A 17939-nucleotide genomic window follows, 5' to 3' on the forward strand; every position below is an offset into this window, starting at 1 on the left:
GATGTCCTGATTCCCCTTGGAGGCTCCCGTGAGTGACCACCCCACCCCCTCGGCCCGAGCCCGTGAACTCGTCGCCGGGGCGTACGACACGCACATCCACGTCGCGCCGGACGTGATGCGCCGGCGCATCGACGACGTCTCGTTGGCGCGTCGGTTCGCCGAGGTCGGCCTGGCGGGCTTCGTACTGAAATCCCACTACGTGCCCACCGCCGAGCGGGCCGAAGTGGTGCGCAATGCCGTGCCCGGCGTCGACGTGCTCGGCGCTCTCACGTTGAACGGCTCGGTAGGCGGGCTCAACCCGGTGGCAGTGGAGATCGCGGGCCGCCAAGGCGCGCGGATCGTCTGGCTGCCCACCGTGGACTGCGCCAACCAGCGGGAGTGCCAGGCCTGCGAGCCGGAGGGCGCCACCCCGCCGATGTGGGCGCAACTGCAGGCCGACCTGGCCGAGCAGGGCATCATGGCCCCGGCGATCGACGTCGTCGACTCCGACGGCGCGATCGTGCCGGCGCTCCGGGAGGTGCTGAGCGTCATCGCCAAGCACGACATGGTGCTGGCCACCGGACACCTGTCCGGCGACGAGATCACCACGGTCGTCGACGCGGCAGCCGACCTCGGGGTGCGGCGCATAGTCGTCACGCACCCGGAGTTCACCTCCCAGCGACTGTCGGTGCAGGTGCAGCGGCACCTGGCCGAGCGGGGCGCGCTGCTGGAACGCTGCTTCACCACCCCGTACACCGGAAAGGTCAGCTGGGACACCCTGTTCGACCACATCCGCCAGGTCGGCCCCGAGCACTCGCTGCTCTCCTCCGACCTCGGCCAGCCGTTCAACCCCCCAGTGGAGGACGGCCTCGCGCTGCTGGCCGACCGTCTGCTGGAGGCCGGGTTCACCGAGGACGAGGTACACGTGATGGCAGTGACGAACACCCGCCGCGTCGCGGCGGCAACGTCGGCGGTGACAGCATGAGCGCCGCCGTCATCGAGGTGCAGGGACTGTCCAAGCACTTCCGCAAGGACGACGAGGAACTGATCGCGCTGCGCGGCGTCGACCTGACCGTCGAACAGGGGTCCTTCCTGGTGCTGCTGGGACGCAGCGGTTGCGGCAAGTCGACCCTGCTCAACCTCCTCGCCGGGCTGACCCCGCCGACCAGCGGGCAGATCACGTACGACGGCAAGCCGATGCGCGGACCCAACACGCAGGTCGGCTACCTGACCCAACACGACACGCTGATGCCGTGGCGTGACGTCGCCCGCAACGTGCAGATGCCCCGCGAGCTGCGCGGCGAGAGCAAGAAGGAACGGGCTGCGGTCGCCGCCGAGCTGATCAAGCTCGTCGGCCTGGACGGCTTCGAGCGGCACTACCCACGCGAGCTGTCCGGTGGCATGCGCCGACGCGCCAGCCTGGCCCGGATGCTCTGTGCCGACCCGGAGACGCTGCTGCTCGACGAGCCGTTCGGAGCGCTCGACGCCCAACTGCGCACCGAACTGCAGGGCGAACTGCTGCGGTTGTGGTCCGGCAGCGGGCGCACCGTCGTCTTCGTCACCCACGACATCGAGGAGGCGCTGATCCTCGCCGACCGCGTCGTGGTGCTCGGGCCGGTCGGAACGATCCTGCTCGACCAGCCGGTGGATTTGCCCCGGCCGCGCGATCCCGACGACATCCGGGTCGACCCACACTTCGTCGAACTGCACCGGCGGCTGTCCGCGGCGCTGAAGGAGGGGGCACGATGAGCGCTACCACGACCCCGCAAGTGGGCTCGGCCGCCAGGCCTGCGGGTCCCCTGCGGGAGACGTCCCGGCGCACCTGGCGCCAGCGGCACGGCCGCAAAACCCTGATCTGGGGGTGGCGGATCGGTCTGCTCGTCGTCCTGCTGGTGGTCTGGCAGGCCCTGTCGGGTCCCGTCCTCGACCCGCAGTTCGTCAGCAGCCCGAACGGCATCGCCACCCGGCTCGGCGATTGGGTCGCCGACGGCACGCTGTGGTCGAACACCTGGATCACCGTGCAGGAGATCGTGCTCGGCTTCCTCGTCGGTGCGCTGTCCGGCGCCGCGTTGGCCTACCTGATCGCCTCCGTCCGAGTGGTCTGGGACATCCTGGACCCGTTCCTGATGGCGCTCTACGCCATCCCGAAGGTCGCCCTGGCGCCGCTGTTCATCGTCTGGTTCGGCATCGGCACCGACATGAAGGTGCTGCTCGCCGCCGTCACCGTGTTCTTCCTGGTCTTCCTGAACACGGCAGCCGGTGTGCACGAAGTCGACCGCGCGCTGGTCGACGCCGTACGGCTGATGAACGGCACCCGTCGGGACATCGCCTTCAAGGTCGTCCTGCCCGCCTCGATGACCGGTCTGCTGACCGGACTGCGGGTCTCCATCCCGTACGCGCTGATCGGCGCGGTCATCGGCGAGCTCGTGGCATCCAACCGTGGCCTCGGGTATCTGATCAGCGATTCGTCCGCGAAGTTCGACACCGACGGGGTGTTCGCCACCCTCGTCGTGCTCAGCGTCATCGCCGCCGTCCTGAACGCGATCGTCAACCTCCTGGGCAAGCGGGCCAACCGCTGGAAGCCCCTGGACGCCGAGGTCTGACAGCCGGTGCCCGGTCAGACGCGCGACAGCTTCTCACCCGTCCCCCAGTCGAAAGAGTCCACCATGTCCCGCAGTAGAACATCCGTATTGCGCCGTCTCGGGGCCGTCGTCGCCGTCTCGGCAACGCTGCTCGCCGCCGGCTGTGCCAACAAGGGCGGCAGCGAGCCGGCCACCGGCGCCGACGCCATGCGCCTCAACGTGGGACAGATCAGCGACTCCGTCGCGTTCTTCCCGCTGTTCGTCGCCGAACACGAGGGCTACTTCAAGGCCGAAGGGCTCACCCTGGGAGAGCGGCCTCGGCTCGGTACGGGCGCCAAACTCGCCGCGGCGGTCCAGTCCGGCAGCATCGACGTTGCCGGCGGTGTGATGACCGACGCGTTCAACCTGTACAAGATCAACAACAAGGCGCGGGTGGTCGGCTCCCTCGTCGACGCCTACTACGTCGACATCATCGCCGGATCGAAGATCCCGACCGCCGGCGACTCGGCGCCGCTGAACGAGCGGATCCAGGCCCTGCGCGGCAAGAAGATCGGCATGACCGGGCCGGGCAGCGGCACCGAGGCACTGGTGAACTACCTGTTCAAGCAGGCCAACCTCGACCCCAAGAACGATGCGACCCTGGTCAACCTCGGCGCCGACGCGTCCGCCGCGATCGGTGCGCTGAAGGCCGGCCGAGTCGACGCCCTGTCGTTCTTCCAGCCGATCGGGCAGCAGGCCGTGGCCACCGGAGTCGGCCGCGTCTACATCTCACCCGCTCGCGGTGACGTCCCCGCTCTCAAGGACGCCATCCACGGTGTCGTCTTCACCACCCAGGACGTCATCGACCGAAAGGGCAAGGCGGTCGGCGCGTTCCTGCGCGCCATCGCCAAGGCCGAGCAGACCATCAACGGCGACCCGGCAAAGGCCACCGAACTGCTGCAGCAGTACCAGAAGACGATGAACGCCCAGACGGTTCAGGCACTCGTACCGGTCCTGCAGGCGGAGATCCCCGACGCCCCGACCCCCACCGAGGCCGCCTACAACGTCTCGGCGGACTTCCACCGACAGACCGGCCTGGTGCCCACCACGCCCACGTTCGCCGACATCATTCCCTCGCAATGGATCGCCACCGCGATCAAGGGCTGACAAGCAGCAGCCGCCATCGTGTCGACCGGACCCCCCGCGACGGGTCCGGTCGGTACAACAACCACGTCCGTTTCCGGGTGAGCGCGGCGCGACAGCGGCATACGCATCGGTCACGGGCAACGACTGGTGCCGTCGGATGCGCCGCCCGCATGTCAACGAGGGAGGGCAGCAATGAAATCGGTGCGCGCACCGGGGCTCAGCGATGACCTCGTTGCGGCACTACGGAAGGCAGTCGACGGGGATGTCGACGACTCCGAACGCCGCCGGGCCGAGTACTCCACCGACGCGTCGAACTACCGGGTGCCCCCGCGGGTAGTGGTGGCCCCGCGAGACAACGACGACGTGCTAGCCGCCCTGGACGTGGCCCGCCGCCTCACAGTGCCGGTCACCGCCCGCGGCGCGGGTACGTCGGTGGCAGGCAACGCAGTCGGCACCGGCATGGTCCTCGACTTCTCCCGGCACATGAACCGGATCATCGCGCTCGACCCCGACGCCCGCACCGCCGTGGTCCAGCCAGGGGTGGTGATGTCCTCCCTGCAGGCCGCAGCCGCCCCCCACGGGCTGCGCTTCGGCCCCGACCCCTCGACGCAGAACCGGGCGACGCTGGGCGGGATGATCGGAAACAACGCGTGCGGCCCCCACGCCGTCGCCTACGGGCGCACCGCCGACAACATCATCTCGCTCGATGTCGCCGACGGTGCCGGGCACCGATTCCACGCCGGCGCCGGCGCCGGCGCGCTGGACGCGGTCGCGGGCCTGGACGCCCTGGTGCACGCGAACCTGGCGACGATCCGCACCGAGCTGGGCCGCTTCGGCCGCCAGGTCTCCGGCTACTCCCTCGAGCACCTCCTTCCCGAGCACGGCCGCGACCTGGCCAAGATGCTCGTGGGCACCGAAGGCACCCTGGTCACGGTCCTGCAGGCCACGGTGAACCTCGTACCCGTGCCGGCCGCCCCGGTCGTCGTCGCGCTCGGATACCCGGACATGCCTACGGCCGCCGACGCGGTACCCGCGCTTCTGACCCACCGGCCCTTGGCGATCGAGGGCATGGACGCCCGCCTCGTCGAGGTCGTACGCCGCCACCGCGGAGCGGCCGCGGTGCCACAGCTGCCCGCCGGTGGCGGATGGCTGCTCGTAGAAGTCGGCGCCGAAGCTGGTGAGGGCGTTGACGACGTGCTGACCCGGGCGTACGCGCTGGCCGCTGACGCCGGCACCGACGCGGTGCGGGTGGTCCCCGCAGGGGCTGAGGCGGCGGCGCTGTGGCGCATCCGGGCCGACGGCGCCGGTCTGGGCGGGCGAACCCCGAACGGGGCGCCGGCGTGGCCGGGCTGGGAGGACGCCGCCGTTCCGCCTGAACGGCTCGGGGACTACCTGCGCGACTTCACCGCGCTGATGGCGGACCGTGGCGTGGACGGGCTGCTGTACGGGCACTTCGGGGACGGGTGCGTGCACGTTCGCCTGGACCTACCGCTGGAGACACCTGCCGGGATCGGGCCCTCCCGGGCCTTCCTCGAAGCGTCCGCGGGCCTCATCGCCGCCTACGGCGGGTCACTCTCCGGCGAACACGGAGACGGGCGGGCTCGTTCGGAGCTGCTGACACGCATGTACACCCCCGAGGTGATCGGCCTGTTCGGCCAGGTCAAAGCGCTATTCGACCCGGAGAACCTGCTGAACCCGGGGATCGTCGTGGACCCGCGGCTTCTGGACTCGGACCTGCGCCGGCCCGCCGCCCGCCCGACCTCGCCCCGGCACGGGTTCGCCTTCGCCGACGACGGCGGGGACTTCACCCGCGCGGTCCACCGCTGCACCGGGGTGGGCAAGTGCCGGGCCGACAACTCCAGCGCGGGCGGGTTCATGTGCCCGAGCTACCAGGCGACCCGGGACGAGAAGGACGTCACCCGCGGCCGCGCGCGGGTGCTGCAGGAGCTGACCAACGGCTCGCTGGTCACCGACTGGCGCTCCCCGGCGGTGCTCGACTCCCTCGACCTGTGCTTGTCATGCAAGGCCTGCTCGACGGACTGCCCCACCGGCACCGACATGGCCCGCTACAAATCCGAAGTCCTCCACCGCGCCTACACGGGCAAGGTGCGTCCGCGCAACCACTACATCCTCGGCCAGCTGCCCCGCTGGTCCTCTCTGGTCACCAAGATCCCGGCCCTGGCCAGGCTGACCAACACAGTGCTCAGGATCCGCCCCATCGCGAAGGCGATGCTCGCGGCGGGCGGGATGGACCCCCGCCGGCAGATCGTCACCTTCGCCGAGGAACGCTTCTCCGCCTGGTTCAAGAAGCAGGGCCGCGCGACCACGCCGGATAGCCCGGCGCTCGCCGCCAAGCCCGCGTCGTCCTCTCCGCTGCGGCCGGTGGTGCTGTGGGCGGACACGTTCTCCGACACGCTGGATCCAGCCGGGGCGCGGGCCACAGCCGCCGTACTGCAGGAAGCCGGGTACACCGTGATCGTGCCCGAGGAGTCCGCCTGCTGCGGGCTCACCTGGATCTCCACCGGCCAGTTGGACGGGGCCAAGAAACGCCTGACCCACCTACTCGCCGTCCTGGCGCCCTACGCCACCGACGGGATTCCCATCGTGGGCGTCGAACCCTCGTGCACCGCCGTGCTGCGCTCAGACATGGTCGACCTCCTCCCAGACGACGCCCGCGCCCGGATCCTCGCCGCCGGCACCCACACCCTCGCCGAGCTGCTCACCGCCCCCGCTCCACTGGGCCCCGGCCCCGGTTGGACCCCGCCGTCGCTAACGGGCGTCGAGGTCGTCGCGCAGCCGCACTGCCACCACCACTCGGTCATGGGCTGGGAAGCCGACGCCGCGCTCCTGGCCCGGGCAGGCGCGTCCGTGACCCGGCTGACCGGGTGCTGCGGCCTGGCCGGCAACTTCGGCATGGAGGCCGGCCACTACGACACGTCCGTCGCCGTCGCCGAGAACGCCCTGCTGCCCGCCCTGCGCAATGCTGGGCCGGACACCGTCTACCTCGCGGACGGCTTCTCCTGCCGCACCCAGGCCGACCACCTCGCCGGCCGTCAGGGCGTCCACCTAGCCGAACTCCTCGCTCGCGGCAACTACTCCCCAGCGGCGACTCGGTGATGGGCTCTGGCCCAGCTCACCCAGGCTCATACAGATCGACTTCACGCTCAACTCCGAGGTCCCGGCCTGGCGTCCGGCCACCGGGCACATGCTGTTCGGCGCGGCTCGCGACCTCGAGTTCAACTGGCTGCCCTCGGTGCCACAAGGAGCCGTGCGGGGCTCGTACACGATCGACGGGGAGCGGCACGAGACGACCGGTGTCGGCTATCACGACCACAACTGGGGCAACGTCGGGCTGCAAAAGATCGTCAACGATCCAACGAGCAAGGCCCTGACCTGGTGGTTCACACCGGGTCGGGGCCTTTTCGCGTATGCGGGCGGTGGGTGGTCGCTCGGTGGGTGCTCGGGAGCCGTTGGACCCGGCCGTCGTCCTCTTGGATGCCTGGCTGTCGTCATGGACCCATGGGTCAGATGTCCGGCTGCATTTCCCGTCGTACGCGGTCGAGGAACCTGTCGGCGTGGCGTCGACTGGTGAGAGTGATCAGCTGGACGTGTGGCCGGTGATCACGGAGCAGGCTTCGGACGCGAGGTCGCATGGTGTGCCGGTAGCTGACGATGTAGCGGACGAAGTTCCAGGTGATTCGGTCGTAGACGTCGTTGGCCTGGTGCTGGCCGCCGCGGTAGCGCCACCCGGCAAGCCCTGATCCGCGCCGCCGCGGATCACCTCACCCCTCAAGGAGGACCATCATGACCAACGCCCTCGCTGCGCTTCTCGACGCACCGCCGGACCGCCTCGCCCTCCTCGGCGTCGACCCGCAGCGCGCGGTAGCGCCGATCGACGCGGCGAAGTTCGACAACCGACCCGTCTGGGACAACAAGGGGAAGTTCGACAGCCGCCCCGGCTGGGACAACTGGAACAAGAAGAAGTAGCCCGCCGACCGGCGGCTCGAGTCGACGTGCGGGGTGGCGTGCCCACCCCGCGCCCGAACAGGTTGGAAAGACATGCGTACGACCACCGTGGGCGACGTGACGATCCTCCTGCCCGACCTCGACCCGGAAGACCTTGACCAAGTCAGCGACCTACCCGACGACGACCTTCACGACGGCCTCGTGCAGGGCGCTTCCTGGCGAGGTCGACAGATCGCCGACTGGAGTATCCGAGGCTGCCGGATCACCGGAGCGGATCTCGGTGAGATCGCCTGGGAGGGCGGTGTCCTCTACGGCTGCGAAATCGTCCAGACGGACCTGTCCGGAGCGGCCCTGACCGGCGTCAGCTTTGAGCGGTGCTCGGTCACCGGCTCCCGCTTCACTGGAGCCCGACTCATCGACGTTCGCCTGAAAGACGTCCTGTTCGACAACTGCCGGTTCGACTACGCCACCCTGAACCGTGTTAGCGCCGCCGGTTCGGTGGCTCTCATCGACTGCACCCTCGTCCACGGCACCTGGTCATCCTGCCGGCTCTCCGGTGTTGTGTTGCGGTCGTGCGACCTCAGCGATCTGGAACTGGACTCATGCCGTCTCGACGGCGCTGACCTGCGGGGCAGTCGACTGCACGCCTTCGCGGCATCACTGGACAACTTACAGGGCGTCGCCCTCACCGAGGAGCAGCTTCCCGAGCTGACCCGGATGGCCATCGACGCCCTGAGCATCGACGTCCGCGCCGACGCGGCGCGCGGCCACGACCACTGACGCCGCTACCGGCTGCGGCTGTGGTTGAGGCAACAGCCGCGAGATCGAGCGAGTGGCCAGTTCGTCACAGACACCGTCCACGGCTCGTCCGGTCGTCTACCTGGATAGGCCCTTGGCGCATAGCTCGTTGCCGAGGGAAGACGCAGGAATGACCCGCTGACGTTGTTACGTTCAGTAACAGGCGCTTCGGTGCGTGGGGCGTCATCGCCGAGTCGGGACGAGGCTTGTCGCGTGCTTCTGGAAGATCGGCGCCGCAGTATGGCGCTAATCGTGGAGATCAACTATTGGCGGCTCGATTTGACCGTACTGCGTTTTCTGTACTCAGCCATTCGGCTGATTCACTGAACAGTGATCCCCAAAAACGACCCCAAAACCACGGTTTGGATATGTGGGTGCTCGCACGGCCCGCTGACGCGTCGCCCAGCGGCCCGCGGCGAGCGCCGTTTCCGGTCACGGTGGTCCTGAATTTCGGTATCCCAGTTGGCGCATTGAATACTCTCTGTTGCGGTTGCCGGGAACGGGGTGTCGGACTGTCGGCACTCGGAGGGATCATCGGGGGATGGGTGAGCAGGGTGCCACGCGGCGGTTGTCTCCGCGGCGGTGGCGGATCCTGTCGTACCTGGCGCAGCATGGTTCCGCGTCGACGCTGGACGTGACGCTTGTCTGTGCGGTGTCGCGGCTGACGGCTCACCGGGATCTGGTGTGGCTGCACGAGGCGGGACTGGTGCGCCGCGAGCGCTCGGCGGAGGACCGGACCCATACCTGGTGGTACGGGATCACGGTCGAGGGGGCGGAGGTGCTCCGGTGCGCCTTGACGGCGTCGGGGCGGCCGGTTCCGTTGCAGTTGGGTCAGCGGCCCTCCAACGCGGCGGATGCCCTGCTGTTTCTGCCGTTGGTCGAGGTGTCGCGACGCAACCAGGGGCGGTGCGAGCTGTTCCAGTGGCTGGCGACGATGGAGACCTCGGCGTTGTTGCGCCAGCATGACCTCGCACAGTTGCGGGCCGACGGCTACGGCGTATGGCTGCAGGACGGTCGGTGCCTGCGGTTCCTGGTACACGTCGACCGTGGGCCGATCGGCGACGTTGTCGCCGAGCACGAGCGGCCGGTGTCAGGGCTGGGTGGACTGTTGGGCGGCTACCGGCGTGCGGACCGGCTGGTGCCGGTCGGGGCCGTTCTGCTGATCGCTCAGGACGCCGAGCGGGAGGAACGACTGCGGGCCGACCTGCTCCGCGAGCCGCTGCGGAACGCTGTCGCCACGACCACGCAGCAGTTGTTGTACCGCCACTGGCCGGACGATCAGGTATGGCAGGCACCGGGCGAGAGTGGCAGGCGTCGCCTCATCGAGGTCGGATCCTGACCGCACACGTCACGATTTCCGGGCCGCGTCCGACGTCAGCGGCCTGGTGCGAGACCTCACCAGCGACGGTCCCCAATGGCAGGCAGCCGTCCAGCGCAGCACCCGCGACGGCTGGAAGCTGGCCCTACCGCGCCTGCACGAGCCAGCTTTCGATGGCAGCGAAGTCCTGCTCGGTCAGGCCGCGATGTGGATCGACCCGATGCAGCAGGGTCGGGCCGGGGTAATTAGTCGATACCCACTGTTGATCGGCGTGGGAGATCTCGTCGTCGACCCAGACGAAGGGGCGTCCCTGCGCCCATTCGACCAGCCCACGGGTCTTCCAGTGCAGGACGCCCACCTCGTCGGCGTCGGGCCAGTCCACAACGGGCAGAGGCGGTAGCCCGAGCAGGGGTGCGAGTACGTCGTTCGCGTCGCTCATCCAGGTCGTCGCCCACACGAGATCACACGGGAGGGCCTCCAGCCGGCGGCCGTGTTCCGGATCGACTTTGTACAGCAGGGGATGGGCACTTGCCGGTAGAGCCGGTGCCTCGGAGTGGCTATGCGACGTGCCCGGCTGAGCCGCCCGGGGTGTGCCAAACGGGATGAGGGTGCCGTCCACGTCGAGGAACAGCAACGGACGCGGTGCAGGGTCGGACATCACCCAGAGGCTAGCCCCCACCCCGCCAACGGTTACCTCCACGCGCTTGCCCCAAGGCCATTCGTTCGGCTGCTGCTCCCGGCGGTGGGCAGTCATGCGCCGCTGACCCCGAGCGCGGCAGGGGCGGTGCCGAGGATGCCTCTCACCGGCCCTTTTCCCTTCGGCGGCGCTGTGGTGACCCGCCCACGCCATCAGCACCACAACCCCACCTCAACCAAGGAGTTCTCGTGCTTTCGCCGACACCTTCACCGACTGCCATTGGTATTGGCAGTGACGAGTTCCAGCTTGATCGTCGTTCGGGGGTCGGGCTTGGCGTCAGCGTTGACGTCAGTCTTCAGCCGGACCCCCGAACCGACCCCCTGTTTCCTCTCACACCGCAGGTCAGCGCGTCTGTCAGCGCCGTCTGCTTGTCCTGCGACAGACCCTGCCTGGTCTCGGGTCTCTCCCCCTGGGGCTTCCTACCGGGGAAGGAGGTGGTAGCCGGTGGATGATCCGGTCCTTCGGGTCCAGTCCCAGCTGACCGGCCGTGACCGTGTGCTGCTGGGCTGGTTGTACGACCACGGCGTATTGACGTCGTTCCAGCTCGCGAACGCCCTGTTCCCGTCGTTGGACTTCTGCCAGCGGCGTCTGCGAACCCTGCACCGGCTGCGGATGGTGGCCCGGTTCCGGCCACAGCGGGCCGACGGTGGCTCGTACCCGTACCACTACGTGATAGATCAGCTCGGCGCTGAGGTCGTCGCGGCCAGCCGGGACGAACGCCCACCACGGCGCGACCACGCCCGGGCGGAGCGGCGGCGCTGGACCTCGACCCGCAGCCTCACTCACCGCCTCGGGGTGAACGGCTTCTTCACCGACCTGGCCGGGCACGCCCGTACTCATCCGGGTGCCGGCTTGATGGAGTGGTTGCCGGAGGCGGTATGCCAGCGCGCCGGGACGTTCACCAGCCGGCAGGATCCGGGGCTGGTGCGGGCGTATCAGCCGCGGGTGCGCCCGGACGGCTACGGCCGGTGGGTCGAGAACGATGTCGAGGTGCCGTTCTTCGTCGAGTACGACACCGGCGCCGAGCAGTTGTCGATCCTGGCCGGCAAGGTGGACGGCTATCAAGAGCTGTTCGGCACGATCGAGCGGGCGTGGCCGGTGCTGTTCTGGCTGCATTCGGCCGCCCGCGAGCGCAACCTACGCCGCGTGCTGGCCGACGTGCCGCTGGCGGTGCCGGTCGCCACCGGGGCCCGCGACCACGCCGCGACGACGGGCCTCCGCCCGGCAGAGGCGGTGTGGGCGATGGCCGGCAGGGAAGGGCGGCGGCTGCGGCTGGCCGACCTGGCCGGATATGCCGTTGATGTCTCCCAGCCGGGCGGGTGAGGCCGCGTGATCGGCGACGGCACAACGGCCGTGGACAGTACCTCCGCGGCGGAGCGGAGATCAACGGCCGGCGTCTGTCACGGATCTGTCGTGAGCAGCGCGGTCGGCGCTGACAGATCCGTGAGAGCACCAGTCGTCCGCTCCCACAGCGGCGAACCACTTCTCGGCCCGGCGTCCGCGTCGGGCGGTCCGAGACCGAATTCCGGTCCCCGTCCCGACTGTTGTCCGACGCCAGGTCGGTCCGCTATCCGGTCCTGCCGCCTACCGCTGGCGGACGGGACCGGAACGCCGGTCAGGGTTGAGGAGGTGATGGGCCACGACAGCGCCGGTCCCTGACCCGGACGGCAGTCCGCGTGGCAGCCGCGTGGAGGGTGTCGTCCAGGTCGTCATCATGCTGGCCATCGGCGGCGCAGCAGGGGCGGCCAGCTTCACCCACGTGCACAACCTGGCCGCCGCGCACGGCCAACCCGGCTGGCTGGCCTGGGCCGACGCGATCGTCCTAGAGCTGATGTCCATCGCCTCCGGCCTGGAACTGCGCCGGCGCAAACGCGCCCACACCTCCACCGTGTTCCCCGCCACCGTGCTGGCGTGCGCGGTCACCCTGTCCCTGGCAGCGCAGGTCGTCGAGGCCGAACCCTCGCTCATCGGGTGGGTCGCTGCCGCTGCACCCGCACTTGGGTTCCTCGTCATGGTCAAGATCGCCCTCGGCCGGACCAGTACCGCCATGCCCGCCCCTGACGTGGCGGTTGTGGACTGCCAACCGGATGAGGCCGGACGGACCCGTCCGGACAGCGGACCGGACGAGACCGTGGGGCCCGCCGTCACTACGGGGGATCGGTCCAGCAACCGGACCGTCCGCTCATCGGATGCTCGTCGTCACGGGGGCGGACGGGAACGGCGGCGGCGAGCGGACCGGGGACCGTCCCCACAGCCGTCCCGCGCTGTGGCCGAGTTACTGCCAGCGGCGCGAAAGGTCCGGGACCGGCTCGCTGCGGACGGGCAGGCACTGACCCGGGCGGCGCTCGCCGAAGCCCTCCGCGCAGCCGGTCACACCGTGTCCAACACCCGAATATCCGAACTGCTCAAGACCCTCAAGGTCGAGTCGTCGGCAGCACCTGAGCTGATCGCGAGCCCGGCCGTACCGACCAACCCGACGCCACCGCCTCTGTCACCAGAGCGGCGCAACGGTGGCGGAGCAGCCACCCCTGCGCCGGTCGACCCAGACGGGGCTACCCCGCTCCTACCGCACAGCCATCCATCTCATAACCAGGAGAACCCTGATCATGAACAGCCCAACGAACCCCGCTGACCAGACCACCCGCACCACGACCGACAGCACCACCACCGCGCCCGGCGGCGGGGAGGTGTGGACGATCGAGCGCATCCGTGCCCTCGGCGTGACCACCACCCTCGCCACCGCGTCGGTGCTCGGGATCAGCCGATCCCAGGCGTACCGCCTCGCCGCCACCGACCAGTTCCCTCTACCGCTGATCCGGGCCGGCAGCCGCATCATCGTCCCGGTCGCCCGCCTTCTCCAGCTCCTGCTGGTCGAGGACCCTGCTCCGACAGACGACCACCGACGACTTGATGCCGACGCGAAGGTGAGCGTGGATGCGATGACCCCGCCACCAGCGGATTCCACCCGACACCGCTGGCTTCACCATACGAAGCATCCAGGAGACGATGAGTGAAGGGATCCACCTTCAAACGCTGCGGCTGCCGCGACAGCGTCACGGGCCGGCGACTGGGACGCTTCTGTCCCCAGCTTCGCCGGCCCGGCGGCGGCTGGTCCCGCACCCACGGCTACTGGCACTGGCAAATCGAAATCCCCGTCCTAGCCGACGGCACCCGCCGCCCGCTCCGCCATGGCCCCTACGCCACCCAGGCCGACGCAGACGCCGTCCTGGACCGCATCCGCGCTGCGCTCGCCGTCTCCGACCCCACCGACGCGCACACCACCGTCAAGACCGGCGACCTGATCGAGACCGCCGCCAAGACCGGCGCGCCCATCCCCACCCCGGACCAGATTCGGCGGGCGCTGCACCTGTACCTAACCCTTGCAGCCCGCCGAGCAGTGAGTGATGCGCCATGGCAGCTCCATCTACGGGCGTGTGTTGGTGCTCGACGGGTGCTCGGGTGCCGTGGACGGTCCCGTGGTCGGGTGGACTGACTGGGGCGTTGACCCGACTGAGTCAAGCCACAACCGCGAGCAGATGGACTCACGCGACTTGGTTGGACGCAACGACTCGGCTGAGATCGATCTCCTTAGTCAGCAGGCCCGTGCCTGTTGCTGGCCAGGTTGCTGAGCCTTTCGTCCGCTCGGCGGCGTCGATGTCTGATCCACTCCTTGCCCTCCGCCGCGATTCCCTCGAGCACGTGCAAGGTGTGGTTGAGGCCGGCGGCGTCCAGCGACAGTTCTGTGATCTTGGTTCGCTCCTCGTCGGGCTCGAGCGTCTCGTCGCTGGACTCGCTCACAGGGATCGTGATGGGATCACCGTTGACGAGCGTCAACTCGAAAGTCTGTCGTTGGGCGGCGATCCCGTCGATGCGGACAGCGGCGACGGCGTCGAAGCGATAGTTCAGCCGTTGCGTTGTGCGGCTCTCGGCGGTCTCGAAGTCGAGGTCGATGTTGACCTGCCGCACCCCGTCGTCGGTGAGCAGAAATAGCAGTAACTGGTACCGGGAATAGCGCCACGGACCGCGCGGGTACCGTGCGCGTCTACAGGAGTTGGCCGGTGCCTCGAGGAAGGTATGGGCGATCACCTGGCTCGGTCGAAGCCGGTATTTCTGCATAATCGCGTCGACCAGGACTTTGCGGTCGCTCTCCAGCCAGGTGGCCATCTGGATGTCCGACGGCTTGTCGGACAGCTTGCGCTGCCATCGCTCGTACGCCGCCCATCGAGCTATGTCCTCCTCGGCTCGTTCCGCCGCTTCGGCGGCCACGCGCCGTCGTTCGGCGACGATCCGGAATGACGAGCGCAGCGCCGGTACCGCGGACACCACCGCGAGGAGAAACCATGCTGTGCCGGGCAGGGGAGCGCTCTGTACGGCGGCGCGAAGGACCCAGTAGGTGCTGGCGACGCAAGAGATCAGTCCGCCGAGGTGGAGGATTGTGGACTTGGCTGGGACGCGCAGCTGGTGGCGGTACGCCGTTAGTGTGTTCTCTTCCCATTGCTTGCGGACATCGCTCACGAGGTATCGGACGAGCCAGGCGACGCGATCGGCGTGGATGCGCTGTTCACGGTAGAGCTCTACTACCTCGTCGCGGAGCCGTCGACGGATCCCCGCAGTCTGCTGAAGCCAGTAGGTGCGTTCGGTTCCGCGCGGGACGTACCGGCCGAAGTAGCGGTCGAATTGCCGGTCTACGTCTCGTGCGAAGCCGTCCGGTGGGGCTTCGCGACGCTGGCGAGGCGGAAGCAGCTCCGCGTCCTTTGCCCGAAGCCTGGCCCTTCGATAGTGCCGATCCGCTCCACCGACGCAGAAAGCGGCCAGGCCGCCCAGGCCAGCGAGCAGGCCGAAGGCGGGAGCGAGTTCGCCGCCAGCCATAGCCAACAACGTCAGCTGGACGACGGCCAAGGTGAAGAGGACCGCGCCGACGCCAGCGCGTAGCCAGTCCCTCAAGGGAACAACGGACGGCCGCACCTGCTGCACCCGAGGTTGGGCCGGTTTGGGGTGGAAGAACTTCCAGACTCGGGTCGCTCGGTCATTCGCCGTCCGCCGCGCCCGCGCTAGGGTGACCGACGCTTTCCACATCTCGTCCTGCATCGTGCCTTCGAGCAGCGCCTCAAGGTGCCCGTAGATCCAGTCGCGTTGGATTTGGCGCAACGCGTCGATCTCCTTGATCATGAGGTCTGGATCCGTGGTGCTGTCGGGGGCCAGCAAGTGGATGATGACCTGCAGGCCCGCCGCCCATTCGTCCTGCTCATCGAGGTCAGGCAGGCTCGCGTAGATTGCTTCGAGGCGATCCAACTCCTCCGCCCCGAGTTGTCGCAGGGTGCGCCCGCTCAACAATGCGATCATTCGGAAGAACTGGACCTTCGTGGAGCGGCAGCCGCCGGCGAATGCCTTCTCGATCAAGGTCCGCGCCTCGTCACGAACTCGCGCGCGGAGATATTTGACGGCCTCGTCGAATTGCTCCTCAGGGGTCGCGTTCGGGGAGAGCCGGTAAAAGTTGATGTCCCCGTGGACGACGCCTGCCTGCAAGTCAACATGGGCGTCGCCCTGAGCTACGTTGGTGACGGTCGGAGTCGTCATGGCATTCCTTTCACCGCGGCGATGATCGCTGCTAGCCGGACTGCCAACTCAGAGACGTCGGCCACCAAACCCCGCAACCGTTTGAGCACGACCAGCAGCCGACTCTTCTTGCCCGCGGAGCCGTCCCTGACGCAGTCGGTTGCCTCGTCCAGTTCCGACTCGGCCGCCGCATACGTCTCTTCGTCCAGATGACCGTCGAGGTGGGCCTGCTTGAGAAGGTCCCGCAGGTCGGCGATGCTGGCGGCCAGGCCAATGGGCCGGTTCGGGTCTGCGCCTACAGTCACGTTCCCGTGGATCTGCCCGGCCTGCACCCCCACGCGTGCGTTGCCGGTGGCGATGTTCTGGTTGCTCATGTTCATTGGCATCCTCCTGTCTCGGCCTGCAGTGCCTGAGCGGCTCCTCGTGACTTCGGTGGCCAGCTCCGGTGCCAGCGCGGCAGCAAATGCGGCAGCGTGGCGTGCGGCCTTCGGCTGCCAGTTGCGTCCGTCAGTGGTTGCCTTGCTGCCGTCGGCACGGTCACTGATGCCACGGACGACGACCACGGGCAGGGCGCGGTTGAGGTGACCCGCCTGGGCGACGCCCGCCCCTTCCATCTCGATCGCCACGGCGTCGTTGTAGTGCTGCCGTATCCAGCGGGCCTGCTCGGAGATCGCCGAGTCCTGCACAACCTCCCCGGCCGCAATGGGCCCGAAGTGGACGGTGGGAGTGGAATCGGCGGGTAGACCGCGTCGCCAGTCGTTGGACCTGTCGACGTGATGGGCGATCTGGTCGGCCTCGTGCGGGATCTCCCACGCCTTCGGCCGTGCCTTCATGCCATCGTTCTCGCTGGTGCCCCCGTGATAGGCATAAATCTTGCTGGCGACGACGACGTCACCGAGCTGGATGTTGGGCCACAAGCCACCGGCTACTCCGACGAACAGCACGGCGGCCGGGGAGAACTCCGCCATTGCCCGCTCGGCGAGCACTGCGGCCGGGTGATTGCCCTTGCCGACGAGAGCCAGCGCGACCTGGCAGTCGCTCTGGCTGATCCGACCGACCTCGAAACGGGTGCCGGCCGCGTGTCGGTGCAACCGCAGGTCGGTTAACCGGTCACGGACCGCTTCATACTCAAGGTTCAGCGCCGTGAGGATCACGACGAGACCGCTGTTCCTGCTCACGCCGTCTCCTTTCGTGTTGCGGTGGATGGTCTGGCCATCGGGGGATGCAGCGTCGTGCGGGGACCGGGTCGGAACAACCGAGCGGGACGCCCACCTTCCGTCTTCCGGGTTGGGCCGGCGGGGACGATGAAGCCCTCCACGCTCTGCACCTTCCGGTAGAAGTTCCGCGGGTCGAGCGGCACGCCCCAAACCGCCTCGTAGACGTCTTGAAGCTCGGAGATCGTGAAGGTCGGACCGCAGAAGGCTGTGGCGATCGCGGAGCGCTCCAACTTCTCCCGAGCCCGCTCAAGGCCGTCAGTCAGGATCTGCCCGTGGTCGAAGGCCAGCAGACTTTCGCCCGAGAGTGCTTGTTCCACTGGTGTCCAGCCCGCGTCTGACGCGTCAGTGCCGGCGATCGGTTCAGGCAGTCGAGGGGCGATGGCCAGGTAAGCGACCGAAACAACCCGCCCTCTCGGATCGCGGCCAGGGGTGCCGTACGCGCCGAGTTGCTCGAGGTGCAGCTGATCTGTCGCCAGGCCTGCTTCTTCGGCAAGCTCCCGATGGGCAGCGGTCATGAGGTCTTCCTCCGCCTGGTTGAGGAAGCCGCCTGGAAGGGCGAGAGCGCCTTGGTAGGGCTCAATGCCGCGTTCGATCAACAGCACCTGAAGGCGCGATTCGCGCAGCGTGAAAATGACGAGGTCAACCGCGAGGAGGACGGCCGGCGCGCTCCAGTCATCGTCGGACATGGATGAACCTTAGAG

Annotated in this window: 15 protein-coding genes and 1 pseudogene; 12 read left to right on the top strand and 4 right to left on the bottom strand. The window is 68.6% G+C overall.

The window, feature by feature from the left end; translation table 11 throughout:
* The first annotated feature begins 28 nt into the window (after positions 1-28).
* The 8 genes from D7044_RS30555 to D7044_RS32740 all read left to right on the top strand — a co-directional run bounded on the left by D7044_RS30555 (position 29) and on the right by D7044_RS32740 (position 9789).
* Positions 29-964, top strand: coding sequence for a DUF6282 family protein (locus tag D7044_RS30555; RefSeq protein WP_120690954.1), 936 nt, complete (start codon positions 29-31; stop codon positions 962-964).
* On the top strand, positions 961-1728 hold the full coding sequence (locus D7044_RS30560; protein WP_120680993.1) for an ABC transporter ATP-binding protein: 768 nt from the start codon (positions 961-963) through the stop codon (positions 1726-1728). Before D7044_RS30555 ends, D7044_RS30560 begins: the two co-directional genes overlap by 4 nt.
* On the top strand, positions 1725-2582 hold the full coding sequence (locus tag D7044_RS30565; protein WP_120690955.1) for an ABC transporter permease: 858 nt from the start codon (positions 1725-1727) through the stop codon (positions 2580-2582). The genes D7044_RS30560 and D7044_RS30565 overlap by 4 nt, the downstream gene beginning before the upstream one ends.
* A gap of 87 nt (positions 2583-2669) precedes the next feature.
* Positions 2670-3707: an ABC transporter substrate-binding protein gene (locus D7044_RS30570; protein WP_199716830.1), complete on the top strand. Its 1038-nt coding sequence runs from the start codon at positions 2670-2672 to the stop codon at positions 3705-3707.
* Positions 3708-3878: 171 nt separating this feature from the next.
* Complete coding sequence (locus tag D7044_RS30575; RefSeq protein WP_120690957.1) at positions 3879-6803, top strand: FAD-binding and (Fe-S)-binding domain-containing protein; 2925 nt, start codon at positions 3879-3881, stop codon at positions 6801-6803.
* 687 nt (positions 6804-7490) lie between these two features.
* Positions 7491-7673 carry a multiple cyclophane-containing RiPP AmcA gene (gene amcA, locus D7044_RS30580; RefSeq protein ID WP_120690958.1) on the top strand — a complete coding sequence of 61 codons (183 nt, stop codon included), beginning with the start codon at positions 7491-7493 and terminating at the stop codon, positions 7671-7673.
* A gap of 72 nt (positions 7674-7745) precedes the next feature.
* On the top strand, positions 7746-8432 hold the full coding sequence (locus tag D7044_RS30585; RefSeq protein ID WP_120690959.1) for a pentapeptide repeat-containing protein: 687 nt from the start codon (positions 7746-7748) through the stop codon (positions 8430-8432).
* A 559-nt stretch (positions 8433-8991) separates the two neighbouring features.
* Positions 8992-9789 carry a DeoR family transcriptional regulator gene (locus tag D7044_RS32740; RefSeq protein ID WP_199716831.1) on the top strand — a complete coding sequence of 266 codons (798 nt, stop codon included), beginning with the start codon at positions 8992-8994 and terminating at the stop codon, positions 9787-9789.
* Positions 9790-9913: 124 nt separating this feature from the next.
* On the opposite strand, the gene D7044_RS30600 is transcribed toward D7044_RS32740, so the two are convergent.
* The gene (locus D7044_RS30600; protein WP_120690976.1) at positions 9914-10426 is read right to left on the bottom strand and encodes an HAD domain-containing protein; all 513 of its coding nucleotides are present in this window, start codon (positions 10424-10426) and stop codon (positions 9914-9916) included.
* Positions 10427-10909: 483 nt separating this feature from the next.
* Here D7044_RS30600 and D7044_RS30605 point away from each other — a divergent pair, with 483 nt between their 5' ends.
* The 4 genes and pseudogenes from D7044_RS30605 to D7044_RS30620 all read left to right on the top strand — a co-directional run.
* Complete coding sequence (locus D7044_RS30605; protein ID WP_120690961.1) at positions 10910-11788, top strand: replication-relaxation family protein; 879 nt, start codon at positions 10910-10912, stop codon at positions 11786-11788.
* Positions 11789-12179: 391 nt separating this feature from the next.
* Positions 12180-13097 carry a DUF2637 domain-containing protein gene (locus tag D7044_RS30610; protein WP_120690977.1) on the top strand — a complete coding sequence of 306 codons (918 nt, stop codon included), beginning with the start codon at positions 12180-12182 and terminating at the stop codon, positions 13095-13097.
* Positions 13072-13479: a hypothetical protein gene (locus D7044_RS30615; protein WP_120690962.1), complete on the top strand. Its 408-nt coding sequence runs from the start codon at positions 13072-13074 to the stop codon at positions 13477-13479. The genes D7044_RS30610 and D7044_RS30615 overlap by 26 nt, the downstream gene beginning before the upstream one ends.
* Positions 13476-13844: pseudogene (locus tag D7044_RS30620) on the top strand (site-specific integrase); the annotation flags it as partial. The gene D7044_RS30615 and the pseudogene D7044_RS30620, both read left to right, overlap by 4 nt.
* A 209-nt stretch (positions 13845-14053) precedes the next feature.
* Here D7044_RS30620 and D7044_RS30625 read toward each other — a convergent pair.
* From D7044_RS30625 to D7044_RS30635, 3 genes are read right to left on the bottom strand one after another with little or no spacing between them, the layout of a single operon-like run.
* Positions 14054-16042 (bottom strand): hypothetical protein, encoded by a 1989-nt coding sequence (locus D7044_RS30625; RefSeq protein ID WP_120690963.1) that lies wholly within the window; start codon positions 16040-16042, stop codon positions 14054-14056.
* Entirely contained in the window at positions 16039-17199 is a 1161-nt protein-coding gene (locus tag D7044_RS30630) for a 5'-methylthioadenosine/S-adenosylhomocysteine nucleosidase family protein (protein WP_120690964.1), read from the bottom strand. The genes D7044_RS30625 and D7044_RS30630 overlap by 4 nt, the downstream gene beginning before the upstream one ends.
* The gene (locus D7044_RS30635) at positions 17196-17924 is read right to left on the bottom strand and encodes an NUDIX hydrolase (protein ID WP_120690965.1); all 729 of its coding nucleotides are present in this window, start codon (positions 17922-17924) and stop codon (positions 17196-17198) included. Before D7044_RS30635 ends, D7044_RS30630 begins: the two co-directional genes overlap by 4 nt.
* Positions 17925-17939: the final 15 nt, after the last annotated feature.

Source organism: Micromonospora musae (assembly GCF_003626635.1).
Taxonomy (GTDB): Bacteria; Actinomycetota; Actinomycetes; order Mycobacteriales; family Micromonosporaceae; genus Micromonospora; species Micromonospora musae.

Coding starts and splice junctions, on each gene's coding strand:
- D7044_RS30560 (WP_120680993.1), top strand. CDS start 961: ATGAGCGCCGCCGTCATCGAGGTGCAGGGACTGTCCAAGCACTTCCGC.
- D7044_RS30565 (WP_120690955.1), top strand. CDS start 1,725: ATGAGCGCTACCACGACCCCGCAAGTGGGCTCGGCCGCCAGGCCTGCG.
- D7044_RS30575 (WP_120690957.1), top strand. CDS start 3,879: ATGAAATCGGTGCGCGCACCGGGGCTCAGCGATGACCTCGTTGCGGCA.
- amcA (WP_120690958.1), top strand. CDS start 7,491: ATGACCAACGCCCTCGCTGCGCTTCTCGACGCACCGCCGGACCGCCTC.
- D7044_RS30585 (WP_120690959.1), top strand. CDS start 7,746: ATGCGTACGACCACCGTGGGCGACGTGACGATCCTCCTGCCCGACCTC.
- D7044_RS32740 (WP_199716831.1), top strand. CDS start 8,992: ATGGGTGAGCAGGGTGCCACGCGGCGGTTGTCTCCGCGGCGGTGGCGG.
- D7044_RS30600 (WP_120690976.1), bottom strand. CDS start 10,426: ATGTCCGACCCTGCACCGCGTCCGTTGCTGTTCCTCGACGTGGACGGC.
- D7044_RS30610 (WP_120690977.1), top strand. CDS start 12,180: ATGCTGGCCATCGGCGGCGCAGCAGGGGCGGCCAGCTTCACCCACGTG.
- D7044_RS30615 (WP_120690962.1), top strand. CDS start 13,072: ATGAACAGCCCAACGAACCCCGCTGACCAGACCACCCGCACCACGACC.
- D7044_RS30625 (WP_120690963.1), bottom strand. CDS start 16,042: ATGACGACTCCGACCGTCACCAACGTAGCTCAGGGCGACGCCCATGTT.
- D7044_RS30635 (WP_120690965.1), bottom strand. CDS start 17,924: ATGTCCGACGATGACTGGAGCGCGCCGGCCGTCCTCCTCGCGGTTGAC.